At 60.4% G+C, this 19,273-nt stretch carries 16 protein-coding genes; 4 read left to right on the forward strand and 12 right to left on the reverse strand.

The window, feature by feature from the left end:
- Positions 1 to 57: 57 nt before the first annotated feature.
- From AC07UB_RS01545 to AC07UB_RS01560, 4 genes are all read right to left on the reverse strand, one after another.
- Positions 58 to 1,038: a Bug family tripartite tricarboxylate transporter substrate binding protein gene (locus tag AC07UB_RS01545; protein ID WP_494652387.1), complete on the reverse strand. Its 981-nt coding sequence runs from the start codon at positions 1,036 to 1,038 to the stop codon at positions 58 to 60.
- A gap of 216 nt (positions 1,039 to 1,254) precedes the next feature.
- A complete protein-coding gene (locus tag AC07UB_RS01550; protein ID WP_494652386.1) occupies positions 1,255 to 2,262 on the reverse strand; it encodes a serine/threonine-protein kinase in 1,008 nt (335 codons plus the stop codon).
- The gene (locus tag AC07UB_RS01555) at positions 2,259 to 2,726 is read right to left on the reverse strand and encodes a crossover junction endodeoxyribonuclease RuvC (protein WP_494652385.1); all 468 of its coding nucleotides are present in this window, start codon (positions 2,724 to 2,726) and stop codon (positions 2,259 to 2,261) included. Before AC07UB_RS01555 ends, AC07UB_RS01550 begins: the two co-directional genes overlap by 4 nt.
- A gap of 113 nt (positions 2,727 to 2,839) precedes the next feature.
- Positions 2,840 to 6,586, reverse strand: a complete 3,747-nt coding sequence (locus AC07UB_RS01560; protein ID WP_494652383.1) for a vitamin B12-dependent ribonucleotide reductase — start codon at positions 6,584 to 6,586, stop codon at positions 2,840 to 2,842.
- Between the two features lie 934 nt (positions 6,587 to 7,520).
- Between AC07UB_RS01560 and AC07UB_RS01565 the strand changes: the two genes are divergently transcribed.
- The gene (locus tag AC07UB_RS01565; RefSeq protein ID WP_492792624.1) at positions 7,521 to 8,378 is read left to right on the forward strand and encodes a DMT family transporter; all 858 of its coding nucleotides are present in this window, start codon (positions 7,521 to 7,523) and stop codon (positions 8,376 to 8,378) included.
- 268 nt (positions 8,379 to 8,646) lie between these two features.
- Here AC07UB_RS01565 and AC07UB_RS01570 read toward each other — a convergent pair whose 3' ends face one another.
- Positions 8,647 to 9,003: a hypothetical protein gene (locus AC07UB_RS01570; RefSeq protein ID WP_492789361.1), complete on the reverse strand. Its 357-nt coding sequence runs from the start codon at positions 9,001 to 9,003 to the stop codon at positions 8,647 to 8,649.
- Between the two features lie 67 nt (positions 9,004 to 9,070).
- Between AC07UB_RS01570 and AC07UB_RS01575 the strand changes: the two genes are divergently transcribed.
- Positions 9,071 to 10,978 carry an autotransporter family protein gene (locus tag AC07UB_RS01575; protein ID WP_492789360.1) on the forward strand — a complete coding sequence of 636 codons (1,908 nt, stop codon included), beginning with the start codon at positions 9,071 to 9,073 and terminating at the stop codon, positions 10,976 to 10,978.
- Between the two features lie 90 nt (positions 10,979 to 11,068).
- Here AC07UB_RS01575 and AC07UB_RS01580 read toward each other — a convergent pair whose 3' ends face one another.
- From AC07UB_RS01580 to AC07UB_RS01590, 3 genes are all read right to left on the reverse strand, one after another.
- Positions 11,069 to 11,533 (reverse strand): BA14K family protein, encoded by a 465-nt coding sequence (locus AC07UB_RS01580; protein WP_492789359.1) that lies wholly within the window; start codon positions 11,531 to 11,533, stop codon positions 11,069 to 11,071.
- 164 nt (positions 11,534 to 11,697) lie between these two features.
- Positions 11,698 to 12,351, reverse strand: coding sequence for a BA14K family protein (locus AC07UB_RS01585; RefSeq protein WP_494652381.1), 654 nt, complete (start codon positions 12,349 to 12,351; stop codon positions 11,698 to 11,700).
- 140 nt (positions 12,352 to 12,491) lie between these two features.
- Positions 12,492 to 13,637 carry a mechanosensitive ion channel family protein gene (locus tag AC07UB_RS01590; protein WP_494652380.1) on the reverse strand — a complete coding sequence of 382 codons (1,146 nt, stop codon included), beginning with the start codon at positions 13,635 to 13,637 and terminating at the stop codon, positions 12,492 to 12,494.
- A gap of 161 nt (positions 13,638 to 13,798) precedes the next feature.
- Here AC07UB_RS01590 and AC07UB_RS01595 point away from each other — a divergent pair, with 161 nt between their 5' ends.
- Together AC07UB_RS01595 and AC07UB_RS01600 are read left to right on the forward strand one after the other, a co-directional pair.
- Positions 13,799 to 14,209, forward strand: coding sequence for an NADH:ubiquinone oxidoreductase subunit NDUFA12 (locus tag AC07UB_RS01595; protein ID WP_492789356.1), 411 nt, complete (start codon positions 13,799 to 13,801; stop codon positions 14,207 to 14,209).
- Positions 14,210 to 14,486: 277 nt separating this feature from the next.
- Positions 14,487 to 15,392 (forward strand): DUF2155 domain-containing protein, encoded by a 906-nt coding sequence (locus AC07UB_RS01600; RefSeq protein ID WP_494652378.1) that lies wholly within the window; start codon positions 14,487 to 14,489, stop codon positions 15,390 to 15,392.
- Between the two features lie 3 nt (positions 15,393 to 15,395).
- On the opposite strand, the gene aat is transcribed toward AC07UB_RS01600, so the two are convergent.
- Genes aat through AC07UB_RS01620 form a run of 4 tightly spaced genes read right to left on the reverse strand, consistent with a single transcriptional unit; the run spans position 15,396 to position 19,177 of the window.
- Entirely contained in the window at positions 15,396 to 16,070 is a 675-nt protein-coding gene (gene aat / locus AC07UB_RS01605) for a leucyl/phenylalanyl-tRNA--protein transferase (RefSeq protein ID WP_492789354.1), read from the reverse strand.
- Positions 16,071 to 16,107: 37 nt separating this feature from the next.
- Complete coding sequence (locus tag AC07UB_RS01610) at positions 16,108 to 17,205, reverse strand: sensor histidine kinase (RefSeq protein ID WP_494652377.1); 1,098 nt, start codon at positions 17,203 to 17,205, stop codon at positions 16,108 to 16,110.
- The gene (locus tag AC07UB_RS01615; protein WP_494652376.1) at positions 17,202 to 17,642 is read right to left on the reverse strand and encodes a response regulator; all 441 of its coding nucleotides are present in this window, start codon (positions 17,640 to 17,642) and stop codon (positions 17,202 to 17,204) included. Before AC07UB_RS01615 ends, AC07UB_RS01610 begins: the two co-directional genes overlap by 4 nt.
- A complete protein-coding gene (locus tag AC07UB_RS01620; RefSeq protein ID WP_492789351.1) occupies positions 17,639 to 19,177 on the reverse strand; it encodes a sensor histidine kinase in 1,539 nt (512 codons plus the stop codon). Before AC07UB_RS01620 ends, AC07UB_RS01615 begins: the two co-directional genes overlap by 4 nt.
- Positions 19,178 to 19,273 lie beyond the last annotated feature (96 nt).

Raw genomic sequence — 19,273 nt, forward strand, 5'->3', positions numbered from 1 at the left:
TGGCGAGGCGCGCGTGCGATGCGAGGCAATCGACCTCGCGATCGCACCCCGACAACGTTATTCGATCTTGATGTCGGCCGCGACGATGACCTGCTTCCAGCGCGCGACTTCCTCAGCCACGAACGCCTTGAATTCCTCCGGCGTGGTGCCCATCGCAACGATGCCCTGCTGCTCGAGCTTCTTCTTCAACTCGGGATCGGCGAGGGCCTTCTTCGCCTCGACGGACATGCGCTCCACGATCTCCTTCGGCACGCCCGCAGGCGCGATGATGCCCGCCCAGGTGCCGGAGGTGAAATCCTTCACGCCTTGCTCGATCAGGGTCGGCGTATCGCCCGCCGCCGGAACGCGCTCCTTTGAGGCCACGCCGAGCGCCCTGGCGTTGCCGGCGCGCACCTGCTCCATCAGCGGCCCGATGATGTCGAACATCACGTTGATCTGGCCGCCCACCAGATCCTGCAACGCGCCGGCCGTGCCCTTGTAAGGCACATGCTGGACATTGATGCCTTCGCGGCTCTTCAGCATTTCCATGGTGAGGTGTGCCGCCGAGCCGATGCCGCTGGACGCGAAATTGAGCGTACCCGGTTTTGCTTTCGCCAGCGCGATGAACTCCTTCATGTCCTTCGCGGGAAGCGAAGGCGTCGCGATCAGGATCAGCGGCGCGACGCTCATCAGCGAGACATAGGTGAAATCCTTTTCCGTGTTGTAGGGCAGGTTCGCCTTGAGCGTCGCATTGACCGCATGGGCCGCGATCACTGTGCCGAAGGTGTAACCGTCGGGCGCGGCCTTGGCGACCGCATCGGTGCCGATGGCGGCGTTGGCGCCCGGCTTGTTCTCGATGACGATGCTCTGCCCGAGCGAGGCTGCGACCTTCTCCGAGACGAGGCGCGCCATCATGTCGGTGTAGCCGCCCGGCGTGTAAGGCACGACCATGCGGATCGGCCGGTTCGGCCAGTTCTGCGTGGACGTCTGCGCCGACGCGCTTGCAATGCTGGTGGAGATGACGGCAAGCGCACCCAGCGCGCGGACGAGGGACTTCATTTCAGCGTTTCCTTCCCGGATGTGCGGTTTGATGGTGGCGTTGCGCCGGTCCGCTCAACCGCAGCTTTGTTTCTTGTTTCCCGCGATGCGTTCGCGGGTCTTGTGCAGCGGATGCTACATCAGGCGGGAGCGGGATGGGAAGGTGGGTAGGTGACGGCGAGCAGCGGGAAGGGCGCGCGAGGTAAGGTCAACAAACTAGGCGTGTAGCACCCGACACTAAAAAGTATTGCCGTAAACCCAGCTTTCGCAAGCAACCGCACCTGCGCCAACGTCGGTGACTGTCTTACAGTTAGCGTTTTTGCGCCGCCCGTTTATTCTGTAAACCATTTCCAGATTGCCTGTATCCTCGATAGTGATCTGATGATCTTGATTGTTGATTTTAGCTTCCCAATGTTCGGGTGTATTTCGAGTCCAATCTTGAGCTACTCGGAGGCGCTCGAGAGCTTGTCGCATTTCTGCCGCTGTGGAATAACGGCGCTCAGGCGCTGGTGCACAAGCTTTATTGCAGATGTACCGCAAACGCCGTGGTACGTAGCCTTGATAGCCTATTGTGGAAATAGATCGGCCCATTTTGATGGTATCAAGTGACGTGATACGGGCACCTAGATTGCTAATATTATTTGTTAACTGAAATAGGCTCATTCCTGCCGAAAAAATGTCAGTTTGTGCGGTCGTGCGGTTATCATTGATAACTTCGGGCGCGCAATATACGGGAGAGCCAGCCCCGCTCGCCGTCAGTGAAGCTGCTGCGGTTGTTGCTAAACCAAAATCAGATAATTTGGCCCGGCTACCCTGAAGCAAAAAGTTAGCAGGCTTAGCGTCTCGATGAAGAATATTTTGACGGTGTGCGTGCTCAAGCGCAAATAGAATGTCGATCGATATCTTGATTGCTCGCCGGATAGTAACGTGGCCGCTCTCAATTAACTTCTGTGCGGACCCGTCGCCGACGTATTCCATGTCGATCGCTGCGAAATAACGTCCTGCGTTATCACGTACGACATCTACTGAGTTGACCGAGACAATTCGGTCATTTCTGCATTGATGAAGTATCTGCGCTTCGAAGTGTGCAATGAATGCGGTCGGATTCTGGTTTTCAATAAATTTAACAGCTACATCGCGATTGAGTAGGTTGTCGTGCATGCGATAGACCCGACCGAAGACGCCAGCGCCAATGAATTCTATCGTTGTGTATTTTCCTAGATTATCGCCTGGATTTAAATTCATGTGTTGTCCAAAAGGGCGCGCCAAGCAGCAAGGAGCGATGCTCTCAAAATATCATCCCAATATGGGGGGTGCTGACCGAACGTCGCATCAACATGATCTATCGGTCTAACGCCTTTCGGGAGGCCAAACGGCTTGGGCTGTCGTAAGGCCTGCGGTGTATACGCCGTAAATGCCTTTCCCTTCTCGTGGCAGACGTAGGCAACGAGGCCAATAGGTGCGACTTGGCACATGGCTGCTGCAATGTTCTTACTGTCGTAAACTTGCCTAGTAGCTACGATGTCCGGATTAAATTCATCGATTACAACCCTTATCTGGGTTGCGTAGCGTTCCATTAGCTCTGGAAGTGGAAGTTCGGGATCTACATTTATAGATCGGCTCGCATAGTGGGATATTTGGCCGGCGGTTTCATCGAGCGCCGTTATTCGTATCCGTCCTTTTTGAAATGAAAAACCAAGCGCTCTCATGAATCCTCGTAATAAAAAGATGAAAAAAAATGGAGATGCTGCTCTGGGTTGTAACAGTAAGTACGAAAAAGGCGGCTTGTAAGCCGCCTTTGATTTTTTACTTTAATCGAACCTCACGAACACCCCGTCGTGCTTCCACACGTATCGCACTTCATGCACGTGCCATTCCGCACCAGCGTGAAGTTCGAGCACTCGGTGCACATGTCGCCCTCGTAGCCGCGCGCTTTCGCTTCCGCGCGGCGTTCAGCTTTGGATGGTGCGGCCTGCACGGTCGCTGCGGCTGAACCGGACTTGCTCCAGTTCTGCTGCTCGAGCTTTTCGGTCGGCGAGAGTTCACGCTCGGGCTCCGGTGCTTTCAGCGCGACAGCGCCTTCGGCCGATGAACCTTCATTGCCATGCCGTGCGGTTGCGCCGCCCGATGCAATCGCGGTGACGTTGCTTGCGGCCAGCGCGTCAGCGCCACCCTGCATGACAACAAGCTTGTCGGTGCGCGAGCGGGTGAGGCCCTTCGAGACGAACTTGTTGCCGTCCGGATTGCGGCCTTCCTCGACGCCCTTGCCGAGCGCGTCGAACTGCGTCTCGCTCGGATCGACATGGGCGAGATCGAAGCGCGACTGGTACGACACGGCGAGTTCGCGGAACACGTAGTCGAGGATCGAGGTCGCGAACTTGATCGAGTCGTTGCCCTGCACCGGTCCCGCAGGCTCGAAGCGGGTGAAGGTGAAGGCATCGACATATTCTTCCAGCGGCACGCCGTACTGGAGACCCAGCGAGACGGCGATGGCGAAGTTGTTGATGAAGGAGCGCAGCGCCGCGCCTTCCTTGTGCATGTCGATGAAGATTTCGCCGAGGCGGCCGTCATCGTATTCGCCGGTGCGCAAGTAAACCTTGTGCCCGCCGACGACGGCCTTCTGGGTGTAGCCCTTGCGGCGATCCGGCATCTTCTCGCGCTCGCGCATGACGACGATGCGTTCGACCAGCTTCTCGACGATCTTCTCCGAGACCTGGGTGGTGCGCGCCGCCATCGGCTTGTCGTAGAACGCCTCGATCGCGTCTTCTTCCTCGTCATCGTCGCTGATGAGCTGCGAGTTCAGCGGCTGCGAGAGCTTCGAGCCGTCGCGATAGAGCGCATTGGCCTTGAGCGCGAGCTTCCACGACAGGAGATAGGCGGATTTGCAATCTTCCACCGTGGCGTCGTTCGGCATGTTGATGGTCTTGGAGATCGCGCCCGAGATGAAGGGCTGCGACGCCGCCATCATGCGGATGTGACTTTCCACCGAAAGATAACGCTTGCCGATCTTGCCGCACGGATTGGCGCAGTCGAACACGTTGTAGTGCTCGGCCTTCAGATGCGGCGCACCTTCCACGGTCATCGCACCGCAGATGTGGATGTTGGCAGCCTCGATCTCACGCTTGGTGAAGCCAATCGCTGCGAGCAGGTCGAAGCCGGGGGCGTTGATTGCTTCCGGATCGATCTTCAGCACGCCGGTGAGGAAATCCTCGCCGAAGGTCCACTTGTTGAACGCGAACTTGATGTCGAACGCGGTCGGTAGTGCTGCCTCGGCCTTCGCGATCGCCTCGTCGGTGAAGCCCTTGGCTTTCAGGGTCGAGACGTTGATGCCGGGGGACTGGCCGAGCGAGCCGTGACCGACGGCATAGGCCTCGATCTCGGCGATCTCGTTTTCCGGATAGCCGAGCGCGCGCAACGCCTCGGGAACGGCGCGGTTGATGATCTTCCAGTAGCCGCCGCCGGCGAGCTTCTTGAATTTCACCAGCGCGAAGTCCGGCTCGATGCCGGTGGTGTCGCAATCCATCACAAGGCCGATGGTGCCGGTCGGCGCGACCACGGTGGTCTGCGCGTTGCGGTAGCCGTGCAGTTCGCCGAGTTCGAGCGCCTTGTCCCACGTGGCCTTGGCGCGGGCGACGACGTCGGCCTGCGGGCAGCTTGCGTAGTCGAGCGGCACCGGGTTGACGGCGAGGTTCTCGAAGCCGCGGGATTCACCATGCGCCGCGCGGCGATGGTTGCGGATCACGCGCAGCATGTGGGCTGCGTTCTTCTTGTAGCCGGGGAAAGGGCCAAGCTCCTTCGCCATTTCGGCAGAGGTCGCGTAGGCGGTGCCGGTCATCACGGCGGTCAGTGCGCCGCACAGCGCGCGGCCTTCCTTGGAGTCGTACGACAGACCCATGGTCATCAAGAGACCGCCGATGTTGGCGTAGCCGAGGCCCAGCGTGCGGTACTCGTAGGAGAGTTCGGCGATGGGCTTCGACGGAAACTGCGCCATCATGACGGAGATTTCCAGCACGACGGTCCACAGACGGCACAGATGCTCATAGGCTTCGACGTCGAAGCGGCGCGTCTGCGTGTCGTAGAACGTCAAGAGGTTGGCGGAGGCGAGGTTACACGCCGTGTCGTCGAGGAACATGTACTCGGAGCAAGGGTTCGACGCGCGGATGTCGCCGCTGGCTTTGCAGGTGTGCCAGTCGTTCATGGTGGTGTTGAAGTGCAGGCCGGGATCGGCCGACGCCCAGGCGGCGTAACCGATCTTCTCCCACAGGTCGCGGGCCTTCAGCGTCTTCGTCACCTTCTTGTTGGTGCGGCCGATCAGGTCCCAGGTGCCGTCGGTTTCCACCGCGCGCAGGAAGTCGTCCTTCAGCGAAACCGAGTTGTTCGAGTTCTGGCCGGCGACGGTGAGATAGGCTTCCGAATCCCAGTCGGTGTCGTAGACGTCGAACGAGATGTCGGTGTAGCCCTGCTTGGCGAACTGCATCACGCGCTTGATGAGATTGTCCTGCACCATGGCGCGGCGCGCGAACTTGATCTCGCGGCGGAGCGCGGGGTTCTTTTCAGGGTCGAAGCAATCGTCGCCCGAACCTTCGCAGTTCACGCAGGCCTTCATCACGGCCTTGAGGTGCTTCTGGTTGATCTTGGAGCCGGTGACGAGCGCGGCGACCTTCTGCTCCTCCTTCACCTTCCAGTCGATATAGGTCTCGATGTCCGGATGGTCGGCGTCGACCACGACCATCTTGGCCGCGCGGCGCGTGGTGCCGCCGGACTTGATCGCGCCCGCCGCGCGGTCGCCGATTTTCAGGAAGCTCATCAGGCCGGACGAGCGGCCGCCGCCGGACAGCTTTTCGCCTTCGCCGCGCAGGCGCGAGAAGTTGGAGCCGGTGCCGGAGCCGTACTTGAACAGGCGCGCTTCACGGACCCACAGGTCCATGATGCCGCCTTCGTTGACCAGGTCGTCGTCCACACCCTGAATGAAGCAGGCATGCGGCTGCGGATGCTCGTAGGACGATTTGGATTTGGTCAGCTTGCCGGTTTTCCAGTCCACATAGTAGTGGCCCTGGCCGGGACCGTCGACGCCGTAGGCCCAATGCAGTCCGGTGTTGAACCACTGCGGCGAGTTCGGCGCGACCATCTGCTTGGCGAGCATGAAGCGCAGTTCGTCATAGAACGCGCGGGCGTCTTCTTCCGATGTGAAGTACGAACCCTTCCAGCCCCAGTAGGTCCAGCAGCCGGCGAGGCGGTCAAACACCTGCTTGGCGGAATGCTCACCGCCGACGCGCTCGGCTTCGGGGAGGGCGGCCAGCGCCTCGGTGTCCGGCACCGAGCGCCACAGCCACGACGGAACGGTTTCTTCCTCGACCTTCTTCAGGCGCGAGGCGACGCCGGCCTTGCGGAAATATTTCTGCGCGAGAACGTCGGAGGCGACCTGCGACCAGAACTCCGGCACCTCGACATTCTCCAGCCGGAACACCACCGAGCCATCCGGATTCCGGATCTCGCTCGTCGTCAGCCGAAAATCGATGGCGGCGTAGGGTGACTGATCGGCTGTGGTGTAGCGGCGTTCGATTCGCATGGTCGTGCCCCGTCTCATTTTTGGCCGGCGCGTCCGCATCTGGCGGAACACCGGAGATTTCAAATTCGCGAACTGGTTCGTTCGCAGCTTTGCCGTTCACGCTCGTCCCTTATTTGGGTCCGATGCCCCGGCCTGTTAACTCTGGTGGGCAAGGTATGGTCCCCACGACCAGTCTTGCCCGAACGCCCCAATTTCGCCTTTTGCGCCACGGTTTTCCGCGGTTTCGCCTTATGCACGCGCACTGTCGTCCGGCTCCGGAAAACGGGCAGACAAATCCACGGCCCGTGGCCTCGACCGGCCTGACGGAGCTGTCTTTTTGACCCTTTTCGGGAGGTGTCCGGCGAACCTAAAACCTTCGCGCCGAACAATCCCAAAGCTAGGCCGACTCCATCCGGCTCGTCAAGAATTAGTATCGAAAACTGAATCAAATACTAAATATGGTGGAAAATGCGGATTTCCAGCGGAATGGGTCATCGCCGGCAGGGTTCGCATTGCGGGAAGTATCGGTGAGTCCTTGTGGATTCGGAAGCCGGATTTTCACCTGCTTGTGAGTTCCTCCAAACTTTGTCGCGGGCCTCCGGAAAAGCACCTTTGCTATGCGCTCATTTTGGGGATTTCGGGTGGATCGCGAGGGGCGCACGTGGTCTTTCTCCCCGTCATCCACATGGCTGTGGACACCCGTGTCCCGAATCCGAAGTTCGCCTGACCCTGCTGCAGGTCCCAAAGCGAACTTCGGATTCGAAGGGACACTGGAAATTTATAACTTCAGTGTGGTTCTGGTTCGCAAGTCCGCAAAGAACAAGCTGCGGGAACGATGCGGACTTGCGAACCACCACACTGGTTGAAGGACGAAGCTGTGGACACGCGCACACCGCCCGAAGCCCTGATCGAACCGACGCCGACCGAACATGCCGCCGCGCTCCGGCGGTCGCGGATGATCGGCTATCTGCTGCTGGTGGCGACGTCGGTCGGCTGGGGCCTGAACTGGCCGGTGACCAAGCGTCTTCTCAGCGAATTGCCGCCGCTGTCGGTGCGCGGTCTGTCCGGCATCGTCGGCGCGGCGCTGCTGGCCCTGGTGGCGCTGGCGTTCCGGCAGTCGCTCGCGGTGCCGCGCGCGCAATGGCCCAGGCTGGTGCTGCTGTCGATTCTCAACGTGACGTCGTGGATGGCGCTGATGGGTCTGGCGCTGGTGTATCTGCCGGCGAGTGAAGCTGCGGTGATGGCCTACACGATGCCGGTCTGGGCTGCCGCGCTGGCGTGGCCGATTCTCGGCGAGCGCATCTCTCTCATCCGCATCGTGGCGCTGCTCATGGCGCTGGCCGGACTTGTGGCGCTGATGGGAGGCGGCGGCGTCGCGGCGAGTTACGCGAAGTTGCCGGGCATCGTCATGGCGTTGCTGGGTGCCTTCGGTTTCGCACTGGGCACCGTGATCGCCAAGCGCTGGCCGCTGACTTTGCCGCCGCTGACCTCGGCGGTCTGGCAGATCCTGATCGGCTGCCTGCCGGTGTCGATAGTGGGTCTTCTGATAGAGCAGCCGCATTTCATGGCGCTGTCGTCACTGGGCTGGACGCTGTTCGGCTACTCGATCGTCATCCAGTTTTGTATTGCCTATGCCTGCTGGTTCGCAGCTCTTCAGAGGCTTCCGGCATCGGTTGCCGCCATCGGTACGTTGCTGGTGCCGGTGATCGGCGTGGTGGCATCGGCAGTGGCCCTCGGCGAACCGCTCGGCCCGGCACAGATCGCGGCTTTGGGATTCACTATTGCCGGTGTCGTGCTGGCATCCCGATACTGATCGATACTCTCAATCCGCGCAGATAAGCCTGCCAATAGCCCATTAATTGGCTCTGTATCCCGAATGTAACAGCCCATGGAACCCCACTCTGCTAAGGGTTCCCGCAAGGACTCTGCGGCATCGAAGCTGCGGGGCGCGGGGGTGTTGTGGCGTCGATTGTTGCGGACAGGGTGTTGGAAAAGCGCGCACATGCAGCGCGCGCGTTGCGGTTTTTGTCAGTACTGATCATCGGCGTTTCGTTCGGTTGCGTCGGCTTCACGACCGGAGTTCACGCCCAATCATGCGTTGGTCCGGCACCGGACCAGACATGCACGGTTTCAACGGATTTGACGGGTAGTTCCTTGACGGTCGCCCCGCTTGGGCCGGCCCCTGCGGGCAATGCGACTGGCATCGTTACAAGTTCGGGGACCGTAGACGACGTCACGGTGACTGCGGAAACGGGAAAAGCGCTGACGCAAAATTCGGGCACCGTTATCAGTGTCATCGACACATCGACGTCCGATGGCGGATCGGCGTTGACGATAAATACCGGACGAGCGGGCAGCATTGTTACATCGACGACTGTTACCACGGCGCCTTTCAGCGGATCTGCAACGACAATCAATTCCGGGATTGCGGCCAGCATCTTGTCCTCATCGGACGGAGGGGGAACTGCCACCAATATAAATTTCGGAACGGTGTTCGGATTTATCGTGACACAAACTTCAAACGGGGGTCTGGGGTTTGGTGCAGGAACAGCAACGGCAATCAACTCGGGAACTGCCGATGCCATCATCAATCAGACATTCGATGGCGGAAATTCCATCGTCATCAACTCCGGAACGCTGTTAGGCAATTTAGGACCGGCCGGAATATACAATCAGGTCCTCGGAAATGGTGCAGCGACGACGATCAACAGCGGCAGCGTGAGCGGCGGAATTATTACGTCCACGGGGGTGTCGAGCGGCGGTGGTGACGCTACCACAATCAACTACGGCAAGATCACCGGCGATGTCATATCTGCTTCGGCAGTGAACGGCCTTGCCGGGCCAGGCAATGCGACTGTCATCAACTACGGCACTATCGATACATCGACCGGATTTGGTGTTGTCCAGGCTGCATCTTTGACCGGATTGGCATACGCATTCAATGCAGGAAGAATATACGGGGAGCTCGATGCCTTCGCAGGTATTGGCGGCTCGGCTGTTGTATCGAACGCCGGCCTAATTGATGGCTCGCTGTACGGAACGGCTATCGATCTCACGCAAGCCATGGGTCCGACTGTTCCGACGACACTCAATATTTTGCCGGGATCGCGCATCATCGGAAATATTTTCCTGAACGGAGATTTGTCGCCGGGTTCAGTTGGAACGAATGTCAACATCTTTGCCGGCCATGACATTTCATCTGTTTTGACGTTCGGCTCTTTTGGTTGCGGCTGCGCGATCAATGGACTTATGGACACCGGCGCAACGGTAAATGTTGTCGGCGGTGTGCCCTATGTTATCAGCGGCAACACAGTCGCGATCCTCGATCCAACCTCGTTCGCGATGCAGGATCGCAACATGGTCGATGTGACGCGCACAATCGCTTCGCTGGTCACGAGCCGTCTCACCAATCCCGCGCCAATCAGCGGTAACGGGTCATCCGCGATGGGATTTGCTCCGTCCGGCAACGTTGCGCGCGATATGGCCAACGACGCTTTCTCCGGCATTCCGGCGCTCGCCTACGCGGGCAACGACCGGGTGTTGTTGAGCAACCCGAGCTTTACGGCGGCCGACGGCACCAGTGTTTGGGCGCAGGGCTTTGGCGGACGGAGAATTCAACAGGCGGACGCCCCGACGCTGCGCTCGGTAAACAATTTCTACGGCGGCGTCCTCGGCGTGGACAAAACGGTTCAGCCCGGACTGCGACTCGGCGGCTTCATCGGCGGCGGCAACGTCAAGTCGACAATCGATCTCAATTCAGGCGACACCAACAGCGACATACTCTTCGGCGGCGTTTACGGCCGCTACGCGATGGGCCGCGCGTTTCTGGACTTTTCCTTGCTCGGCGGCACCAGCACAAATGACGTGAAGCGCACGATCGCCAACAACCTGGCGCCGGGTGGTTACGAATACGCAGTCGGCAAATACAACGGCTGGTTCATCAGCCCCGAGATCGCCTACGGACTCACGGAATCGCTTGGCTACAACTTGACCCTGACTCCGACCGCGCGGGTTCGGTATCTGGCGGCGGGTTTTGGCGGATATGACGAAAGCGGATCGAGCACGAATCTCAGCGTCGGCTCACGCACCTCGCACAATTTCGAGGAGCGCGGCGAATTCAAACTAACGCACACCACGAATGCGACTCCCACGGAACAGTTTCAGTTGAGCGGCACCGCGGGCCTGATCGCCTTGCAGCGGGCCGGAGACAGCACCGTCAACACCATTCTGCTCGGTCAAAGTCTCGCGTTTGCGACACCGGGCAAGGGGAGTGTTGTCGGCTTCTACGCCGGAGCGGGATTCGACTGGCGCAATGCTTCGGGCGTCTCTGTATTTGGCGCGACCGAGTTCACTGCCATGTCCGATTCAAGCCAGACCATCACGGGCAGGGGCGGCGTGAAGATTTCATTCTAGTAAGGCCTCTTGCGGCTATGAAACGGCAAGCCAACAAGAAAAAGGCGACGCATGTGAATGCGCCGCCTTTTTCGATTTATTATCTGACTGCTAAGGGCAAGGATACCGGTTGCCGTCGTTGTTAAGATACGTGCCTGAAGCGGGATCATAGGACCGGTATCGGCGCATACAGTAAGCCTCGGCATCATCGCCGCCATAGCCCGGCGCGACAACGACCGGTTCGCGATAGTAGGTCGGTCCGCCATAACCATAGCCGTAACTCGGTCCATACCCGTAGCCATATCCCGGTCCGTAATAGGGGTTGGCGCCTGCAGCGATTGCGCCGCCGATCAGCGCGCCTGCGGCGAGACCGATGCCGACACCCGCACCGCCGCCGCGATAGTAACCGCGCCGCCGCCATTGGACTTCGGTCACAAGCGAATTGTTTGCGCCGGCCTGAGCGGCAACCAGAGTCTGGCTGGGCGCCAGCGGAGCTGCATGGCCGGATGACATCGCAACCATCGGAAGCGTCAGCGCCAGCGCTGCGACCGCACATCCATTCTTAAAGGTGATCATCGTTCCTCACTCCAAGCCCGCATCGATCACTCTGCATTGGGAGAGCGCGGAATACGCTGCTCCATTCAGAGGGCAATAATGTTCGTCTGGATTCAGGCGCTTCTGGGGCGGTTCCCGGTATGGAACACCGCCTCAGAGGTAGAAGTCAATTACACCGCAACGGCTTACGGGCAGGGATAGCGGTTGCCGTCGTAGTTCAGGTAGGTGCCGGACGCCGGGTCATAGGACTTGTAGCGCTGGGCGCAATAAGCGGCGTCATCCCCGCTAGCGGGAGCCGCTGCATACTGTCCGTCATCTACGTAGTCGCCTGCGTAGGCGTAGCTGTCATCGTAGTAGTACGGATCGTTGTAATAGTACGACGAGCCGAGTCCGCCGAGCGCCAGACCGCCTGCGAAGCCGTAACCATAGCCGCGTCCGCGCCAATGCCGTCCGCCGGACCACTGTCGACCACCGGTCCACTGCCTGCCGCCGCCGAGTTGCGCGACCGGACGCCAGGAGCGATTGCTGGTTGCCAAAGCGCCGACACCGGCTCCTGCGATCGCCGCACGTCCGACGTTACTTCCGCCAAAGCTTCCCACGCGCGAACCGCCGCCGAAACTCGGGCGTGCTGCAGCACTGCCGCCGCGGAATCCGCCGCTGCTCATGCCGCCGCGGAAACCACCGCCGCCACCGCCACGGAATGCTGCGCCTCCGCCTCCGCCTCGCGAAATTCCACCACCTCCACCGTGCCCGCGTCCCTGCTGAGCGTCAGCAGTTGACACAAGGGCAGGCGCAACTGCCAGAAGGGCTGCTGCGCCGATAATTTTGAAACTGATCATTGTTTGAACTCCTGATGAACTTGACCAAAGAACGGACGGGGAAGTCAGACGTTCCGCACTTGCTGAAGTTTCGCGTTCACGTTCCCATGCACTGCCCCAACGCAGCATGAATGGATTGCGACCAAACGATGTCATGCGTCTCAGCGGGCACTGTGGCCGGGCACCAGCGCGTGCGGAGAAAGCTCAGTGCGATGTCGTTCTCCGGTGGAAACGAACTCTTGCCGCGTTCGCGGCAAGGCGTCCGGATACTCTTCCTGCAAGTACGCGATCAGTTTTTCCCGCACCTCGCAGCGCAGGTCCCACGCCGCCGGAGCGCTGCGCGCGCTGAGCAACGCGCGCAGTTCGACTGTGTAATCCTTGGTGGCGTCGCTGACCTGAAGCACCACCACGCGGCCATCCCAGAGCGGCGAGGCGCGTGCGACCTCCATGAGCTTCTCGCGCAGTTTTCCCACGGGCACTGTGTAATCGACATAAAGGAAGACGGAGCCGATCAGCGCGGAGGTTTCGCGCGTCCAGTTCTGGAAAGGCTTCTCGATGAAATAACTCAGCGGCACCACCATTCGCCGCCAGTCCCACAGCTTGACCACCACGTAGGTTGTCGTGATTTCCTCGATGGTGCCGTACTCGCCTTCAAGGAACACCACGTCGTCGAGCCGGATCGGCTGCGCCATCGCGATCTGCACGCCGGCGATCAGGTTGGCGAGCAGGGGACGTGCGGCGAGACCGATGGCGAGGCCGGCCACGCCTGCGGATGCGAACAAGCTGACGCCGTATTGCCTCACCTGCTCGAAACTCATCATGGCCGCAGCGACGGTCATAATGACGATCAGGATGTCGGCTGCGCGTTTCAATATTCCGACCTGGGTGACGTGTTTGCGCGCGAGCAGGTTGTCTTCGGCGTCGAGTTTGAAGCCACGCAGATAGACTTGCGAACTGATCTGGACAGCGATCACGGCGGTCCAGCCGAGCAGTCCGATGAAAGCGACGTTGAGGATGTTTCCGAACAGCGTGGCCGCCCGTTCGCCGATGGGCGCGATCCTCACCACCAGCGCGAGCGCCACAACGATCAGCGCCAGCCGCAGCGGGCCCTTGCTGCGCGTCAGCAGCGCGCGAGTCTTGGGATGCCGGACCCCTAGGGTGTTGCGGAGGGTATGCACGATCACCGCATTGACGATCAATGCGACCAGAACGCCGCCGATGACGAGCGCCGACGACGTGAGCCAGCTCGGTAGTCGCCAGAGGGCGTCCAGAACATCGGCATAACTGTATTTGATGACATCCAGCATCGGCAGACCCGTCGGTGGGGTGTGTGGGCACACCTCAACGCACCGGACAGCGGGTGGTTCATGCATTGCATCAAGTTGCTGTCGGTGCTGGACAATTGGGTCGCTGGATGGCATCAAACACGTCTCGCGCCGCACGCGCGCCCACTGGTCGGATGTACGCCATGAAGCTGTTTTTCCTGCGTTTTTTCACGTGGTGGAGCGGTTCGACGTTCGGCACCCAGCTCTGGACGCGGCGATTTGGCGAACTTGTCGGACAGGACGAGGGCGGCAATCAGTATTACCGGACGCGCGGTGGTAAGATCGATCCGACGCTCGGTTTCGAGCGCCGATGGGTGATTTACAACGGATATGCTGAAGCGACGCGGGTGCCGCCCGCATGGCATGGATGGCTTCATCACACCGTCGATACGCCCCCCACCGAGATCGATTACAAGGCGCGCGAGTGGGAAAAGCCGCACCGGCCTAACATGACCGGCACGCCTGCCGCCTATCGCCCGTCGGGTTCGACCTTGGCGGCCGGCCGCCGGCCCAAGGCGACCGGTGACTATCAGTCCTGGACACCGGGACAGTGACGTCGGGCCGACCGGCCTGAAGGCAGTCGTTCGATCTAATTGAGGATGAAGCGGCCGGAATCTCCCGCCCTTTCCCCGCCGTAATCAGCGTGTTAACCGAAGGCTCTGCGCGCGGCCCTTTGTCTGTAAAATAGCGCAGGCCCGATTCGGTTGAATCGTTTGTTTTGACCGATCAATTCTGATCATGAACGTGATCGTTCCGACAGGTGTGGAGCAAGATGTTTTCCGAAAACCGCTTCACACGTTTCGACATCGTGCTCCTGTAAAGTCGCGCAAGATGCTCCGAGCCGTCGCCACCCTTTCTTTCGCGGCCGTCATCGCCGCCTCGCTGATGTCGCTGGCGGCACCCGCCCACGCGCAGATCGGCAATATCTTTTCCGACAGGCCACGTCCGCCGGGCAATGTGCCGCGCGGAGAGCCGGTGCAGGAGCCGGAAGAAGAGGAAGTGCCGGATCTGCCGCCGCAGGGCCGCTTGCTTCCCACACCCAATCGTCCGCCGCCGGGACAGGGCGTGCCGCCGCCCGGCAGTGTCCAGACACAACCATTGCCGCCACCGCCGGGAACAGCAGCCGCGCCATCCAATCAGCCGGCGGTGCCGGGGCAGGGTACGCCCAACGTCGCGAACGCGCCCGCCGGCGCAAACCCGCTGCCAGGCCTGCCGCCGGGCCAGAAGCAGCCGCGCGCAACTCCGCCGACGCCTGCAACATTGCAGCCTGGCGACGAGGTCGTGACCGAGCCGCCGGCGCAGAAGATCGTCAACAAGCAGGCGGTCTTCGCGGGTCTGGACAAGATCACCGGGCGCATCATCAAGTTCGACGCTGATATGGGCGAGACCGTGCAGTTCGGTGCGCTGCGCATCAAACCGCAGGCCTGCTACACGCGGCCTTCGACGGAATCAGCCAACACCGACTCCTTTGTCGAAGTTGACGAGATTACGTTGCAGGGCGAAGTGAAACGGATTTTTTCCGGCTGGATGTTCGCAGCGAGCCCGGGCCTGCACGGCATCGAGCATCCGATTTACGACATCTGGCTGACCGATTGTAAGGGACCGGCCGCGACGGTTGCCCAGCAGGAAGCGCCGAAGGCGGCACCGCCTCCGCCGCAGCAGCAGAAGCGCCTGCCGAAGCAGCCGGCTGCGCAGCGGCCGCCTCCGCCAAATCCGTTCCCGCCGTTCCGGCAATAGTGGTCAGGGTTGCCTGAGGCGCGCGAGCGCTTCTTCACCCGTGATCGGGCGGTCCATCGGAAGCGCGAAGAAGTCCGCGCTGCCGGTCACGGCATCATCCAGCAGCATGCGGTAGCGCCGGCGCGGCACTTCGATCGCGCCGAGCGTGCGCAGATGGTCGGTCACGAACTGCGTGTCGAGCAGCACGAATCCGCCGGTGATGAGGCGCGCCACCAGATGCACGAGCGCCACCTTCGACGCGTCCCGCGCCGTGTGAAACATGCTCTCGCCGAAGAACGCGCGTCCGAGGCTGACGCCATATAGCCCACCGACCAATTCGTCGCCCTGCCACGCCTCGACGCTGTGGCAATGACCGATGTCGTGCAGCGACGTATACAATTCGCGGATGCGGCCATTGATCCAGGTATCGTCGCGTCCGGGCTGCGGCGCGGCGCATCCGGCGACGGTTTGCTTAAACGCAGTGTTGACCGTGACCCGGAAGACATCCGATCGAACGGTGCGCGCAAGACGGGACGCGACACGGAAACCGTCGAGCGGGATAATGCCGCGTTGCTCGGGCTCGACCCAGAAGATCGTCGGGTCGTCGGCGCTCTCCGACATCGGAAAAATGCCGCAAGCGTAGGCGCGCAGCAAAACACTTGGCGTAATCTCGGACGATGCGTTGTCACGCGAACTCATACGCAACCATAGCAGGTCGGGCGGACGCCTGCGACCGTCAAGCGGTGTCGGCGCTGATGGCCTGTCTGGCTTGCGGCAATGCGGTATTCTTGAGCAACAGCACGATGCGTGTGCCGGAATGGGATGGATCCCGCTCGGCTTTGGTTTCGAGCTTGGCGGCCATGGCGCTGACGATGCGCTGGCCCATGCCGGTGGATTGCGGATTCTGTTTGACCTGCAAGCCGACGCCATCATCGGAAATCGTCAGCTTCAGCCCGTCCGCGCACGATAAAAGTTCGACGTGGATCGGGCCGGCGCCATCGGGGTAGGCATACTTGACGGCGTTCATCACCAGTTCGTTGACGATGATGCCGATCGCGACGGCGCGATCCGGATCGATCTCGACCGGCTCCGCTTTCAGCGTCAGCCGTGACATCCGGTTGCCTTCGGCCGAGCGCCGCAGATCCTCAAGCAGGGCTTCGAGATACTGGTTGAGCATCACCGACTTCAGATCCTGCGACGTGTACAGGCGGCGGTGAACCTGCGCGACGGCTGCGACGCGGCCCATCGCATTGGTCAACGCCGTCTTCACGTCGTCATCGTTGCTTGAATTTGCCTGAAGGTGCAGCAGCGAAGCGATGATCTGCAAGCTGTTGCCGACGCGGTGGTTCACTTCGCGCAGCAGCACCTCACGTTCCGCAGCCAGTGCAGCATAGCGGTCACGCGAGGCGTGAACTTCCGCTTCCGCATCGTCGCGAGCCTTGCGTACGAGCGCCTGTTCGTGCGCACCCTTGGCAGCAACATCGAGCAAAGCGAGAAATTCGCCCTGGGTATCCTTGACGAGATAGTCGGCCGCACCCGCCTTGAGTGCGGTAATTGCAATTGTGCTGTCCTGCGATGCCGTCACGAAGACGACCGGAGGCGCGCCTGGAATCTTTTGGACCTCTGCCAGTGTTTCCAGACCGTCGAGGCCTGGCATATGCTGGTCGAGCGCTACCACATCGACTCCGCCTTGCCGAATGCGCGCGAGGCCGCTCGTTCCGTCGGCGGCGTGCTCGACGATGAAAGAGCCATACCGCTTGAGCCCGCGCTCCACCAGGCGCGCAAGATCCGCATCGTCGTCAATGTACAGAAGCAAAGGCATCGCTGTTTTCATGTTTTGACGGGGGGTACCTTGATGACTGAAAAGAACAGGCCCAACTGCCGAATGGCGTTGGCGAAATTTTCGTAGTTCACCGGCTTGGTGATGTAGACGTTGCAACCCAGCTCGTAGCAGCGTTTGATTTCATGCTCGTCGTCCGTTGTCGTCAGGACGACGACGGGAGCGCACTTGATGTGGTTGTTTTCCTTGATCCGTTTCAGGATATCGATCCCGGTCATGTCGGGCAGATTCAAGTCGAGCAGGATGAGCAGCGCCTGATCCTTGTGCTCCACGCCGGTGCCGTCTCCACCGAACAGGTATTTCACCGCATCGGTGCCGTTGGCGAACGGCAGGATTTCGTTGTTGACGCCGGAGCGGCGAATGTTGCGTTCGATGAGACGGGCGTGCCCCTCGTCGTCCTCGATCATGATGATTTTGACTGGCAGGCTCATTCTACTTTTCCTTGCGTTCCAAAATTCCACCGCGCGGGCAGGGTCACCGTGAAGGTGCTGCCCCTGTGAAGCTCTGACGAGACATTGATGGTGCCGCCCAGCCGGCGCACCAGGGCGCGGACATGAGCAAGGCCGATTCCCTGACCCTGACGGTCCTGCAGACCGGCCCGCCGGAACAAATCGAAGATCCGTTGGTGATCCTTCGGATCGATGCCGCGACCATTATCGGAAATGTCGAAGATGACAAAGCCGAGTTTATGACGGCCTTTGATCAGGATGTCGCCCGGTACGCCCGGTCGGAGATATTTGAGAGCGTTGTCGATCAAGTTGGAGAAGATTTGTTCCAGCGCCAGGCGGTCGCTGACGATATTCGGCAGCGGCTCGATTCGGATTTGTGCATCCGCTTCGGACGCCTGATGGGCGACCGACGAGATAATAGTTTCGATCAATTCGCGCGTATCGATCGGGACGGGGTGAAAATCGCGGCGGCCTTCCCGCGTCAGGTTGAGAATGGCCGAGATGAGTCGGTCCATCTTGCCGATCGACGACTTGATGAAGCCGAGCGCTTCGGAAAAGTCCTGGGAAAGTTGCTTGTCTTCGGCCTGAAGCTCCGGCGCATCTGCGGGGTCGGCGTCGCCGATAGGCTCGGGTATTGCGTCGACCTTGGCGGCAGCCCGGCTGTAGCGGGCGATGCGGCTGAAAATGTCGGTACGCAGTTCTTCAAGCTCGCTCGTAAATCCCATGATGTTGACGAGCGGTGAGCGCAAGTCGTGGCTCACGATATAGGCGAACCGCTGAATTTCGTCGTTTGCTTCGCGCAGGTCAGCGGTCCGCGTTTCGACGGTAGCTTCGAGATTGAGATTGTTGTTGCGCAATTGCTGCTCGGCGTCGTCGCGCGCGCGAGTGGATTGCCGTACCAGAAAGATCGAAATGCCTGCAAGCAGCAGCACAAGTCCCGAACCGGCTGCCGTGACCATGGCTGCCAGACTTTGACTGCGATCTGCCGCTGCGGTTCGCATCTGAAACAGCCGGTTCTCCTCGGCGCGCATCGCGGCTGCGATCTCACCGACGCGTTGAACGGACGTGCCGGCGGAGTCCCGCAACATCGCAACGCCGCCGGGAATGTCGTTCCGTTTCACATAATCGACGGCGACTGCAAAATCGGCGAGGCGGGATTCTATCGCAGGGCGGAGTTGTTTAACGTTGTCGATCTGAACGGGACTGTCGGTGGTCAGAGCGGCAAGTTTGTCGACGCCGGATGGAACGCGTGCAACAGCTTCTTCATGCTCCGTCAGAAATTTTGATTGGGTCGTCAACAGGTAGCCGCGAGCGGCGCTTTCGGCGCGCCGTATATCCAGCAGAACCGTGGATAACTGGTTTTCAACTTCGACGGTGTGAATGACCCAGCGGCTGTCGTCGCGCGCCTTGTTGACCAGCACAACGGACGTGACACTGATCGCGACCAGCACAAAAAAGCCCGCCAACAGGAGGGCAATCTGCCAGATCGTGCGTCGGCGAGCGGCGTTCAAGGCCACTTCAACCGCGCCCCTGTATGGTCAAAACGAGGAAACCGCTGGAAATTCAACTTTGTACCCCTGCCGCCGTGCGCATAGCTTACACAGGAGATAACG

It is taken from the genome of Afipia sp. GW821-FHT04G03 (assembly GCF_059419985.1).

Bases quoted from the DNA above. Each gene is read 5' to 3' on its own strand.
- AC07UB_RS01545 (WP_494652387.1), bottom strand. From the start codon at position 1,038: ATGAAGTCCCTCGTCCGCGCGCTGGGTGCGCTTGCCGTCATCTCCACC.
- AC07UB_RS01550 (WP_494652386.1), bottom strand. From the start codon at position 2,262: ATGAATTTAAATCCAGGCGATAATCTAGGAAAATACACAACGATAGAA.
- AC07UB_RS01555 (WP_494652385.1), bottom strand. From the start codon at position 2,726: ATGAGAGCGCTTGGTTTTTCATTTCAAAAAGGACGGATACGAATAACG.
- AC07UB_RS01560 (WP_494652383.1), bottom strand. From the start codon at position 6,586: ATGCGAATCGAACGCCGCTACACCACAGCCGATCAGTCACCCTACGCC.
- AC07UB_RS01565 (WP_492792624.1), top strand. From the start codon at position 7,521: ATGATCGGCTATCTGCTGCTGGTGGCGACGTCGGTCGGCTGGGGCCTG.
- AC07UB_RS01570 (WP_492789361.1), bottom strand. From the start codon at position 9,003: ATGCTGGCCGCAATCCCGGAATTGATTGTCGTTGCAGATCCGCTGAAA.
- AC07UB_RS01580 (WP_492789359.1), bottom strand. From the start codon at position 11,533: ATGATCACCTTTAAGAATGGATGTGCGGTCGCAGCGCTGGCGCTGACG.
- AC07UB_RS01585 (WP_494652381.1), bottom strand. From the start codon at position 12,351: ATGATCAGTTTCAAAATTATCGGCGCAGCAGCCCTTCTGGCAGTTGCG.
- AC07UB_RS01590 (WP_494652380.1), bottom strand. From the start codon at position 13,637: ATGCTGGATGTCATCAAATACAGTTATGCCGATGTTCTGGACGCCCTC.
- AC07UB_RS01595 (WP_492789356.1), top strand. From the start codon at position 13,799: ATGAAGCTGTTTTTCCTGCGTTTTTTCACGTGGTGGAGCGGTTCGACG.
- AC07UB_RS01600 (WP_494652378.1), top strand. From the start codon at position 14,487: ATGCTCCGAGCCGTCGCCACCCTTTCTTTCGCGGCCGTCATCGCCGCC.
- aat (WP_492789354.1), bottom strand. From the start codon at position 16,070: ATGAGTTCGCGTGACAACGCATCGTCCGAGATTACGCCAAGTGTTTTG.
- AC07UB_RS01610 (WP_494652377.1), bottom strand. From the start codon at position 17,205: ATGAAAACAGCGATGCCTTTGCTTCTGTACATTGACGACGATGCGGAT.
- AC07UB_RS01615 (WP_494652376.1), bottom strand. From the start codon at position 17,642: ATGAGCCTGCCAGTCAAAATCATCATGATCGAGGACGACGAGGGGCAC.